The organism is Lentilactobacillus kefiri, from assembly GCF_007989105.1.
GTDB classification, from domain to species: domain Bacteria; phylum Bacillota; class Bacilli; order Lactobacillales; family Lactobacillaceae; genus Lentilactobacillus; species Lentilactobacillus kefiri.
Map to the genome: position 1 here is coordinate 1 of NZ_BJVK01000094.1, position 1,089 is coordinate 1,089.

Genomic DNA, 1,089 nt, shown 5'->3' on the forward strand with positions numbered 1-1,089 from the left:
AGAGCGTAAAATATCATCATAATTCAATGTCTAGTTCGAAATTTATAATTAGAAACCTTTTTGGGGCAAATTACATGGATACTATTTCTTAGTTAAAATATGAGTCTAGTGACTATCGGTTGAAACTAAAGCAACTTTTTTGACAACGCTTACCAACATGCTGTAATCTTATTTAATATATAACAAATAGTCTATATACTCTTTTCCATATCTAAAATCATATGAATGGAGGTTATTGAAATGCCTTGGAATGAACAAAATTACCCACCATCAATGAAAAATTTGAAAAAAGTGGTTCGAAAAAAAGCTATTGAGATCGCAAATGCGCTTAAAGAAAAAAATTATGACGATAAGCGGGCCATTTCAATTGCTACGGAACAAGCGGAAAAATGGTATCAACATCGCTCTGATTTAAAAGACGACACTCCATTCAAGAAGAATTTAAGGAGGCATAGCTAATGATATCACTTTTGGAAAAACACCCAAACAAAATTACTCCTCATATACCAATAGAAAAGCCTAAAAAGCAATTACCACAAAGATTTCCAGTAAAGACTCCACCTGAACCCCCCCAAATAAATCCAGAAAAAATATACCCTGAAAAACAACCTGAAGAGCCGGTTAGGCGTGATTAATAAGCCGTTTATGTTAGATTACAAATTCCAATTTGAAGGGGGCCACATAAATCAGAGTGAATTCCCATGAGGCATACTAAATACAATATTGGAGACTACGTTTTAAATTGCAAATAATTCGGATTAAATTTGTAATCTACCTTAATCTATTTCGTTTAGTATCCTTTACTATATATAATAAGGAGGTCTCTAATGCTAGTTTTTCTGTCAACATCATTCATATCATCCAATGATAAGATGTGGTCACGAGTTGGCATAAATAAAAATCAACAATTCCCGCCATTGGCAATAGATTTAGGATGACGTTCCCTTAATTTTGAATGGTGTCCATGGTCTTAGTTAAATTTTTCTTGTTTCTGCCCAATTGATTCAATTCAGTAACTATGACAACACCACCTTAACAAATCATAATTTGGATAATAGTATGTTCCATTTGAAAGCTAAGTCTTAGAAA

Annotated in this window: 2 protein-coding genes; both read left to right on the forward strand. The window is 32.8% G+C overall.

Going from position 1 to position 1,089, the window contains the following annotated elements:
• The first annotated feature begins 240 nt into the window (after positions 1 to 240).
• The gene (locus LKE01_RS11815; RefSeq protein ID WP_010579558.1) at positions 241 to 459 is read left to right on the forward strand and encodes a DUF2188 domain-containing protein; all 219 of its coding nucleotides are present in this window, start codon (positions 241 to 243) and stop codon (positions 457 to 459) included.
• The gene (locus tag LKE01_RS12155; RefSeq protein WP_156645095.1) at positions 459 to 635 is read left to right on the forward strand and encodes a hypothetical protein; all 177 of its coding nucleotides are present in this window, start codon (positions 459 to 461) and stop codon (positions 633 to 635) included. The genes LKE01_RS11815 and LKE01_RS12155 overlap by 1 nt, the downstream gene beginning before the upstream one ends.
• The last annotated feature ends 454 nt before the right edge of the window (positions 636 to 1,089 follow it).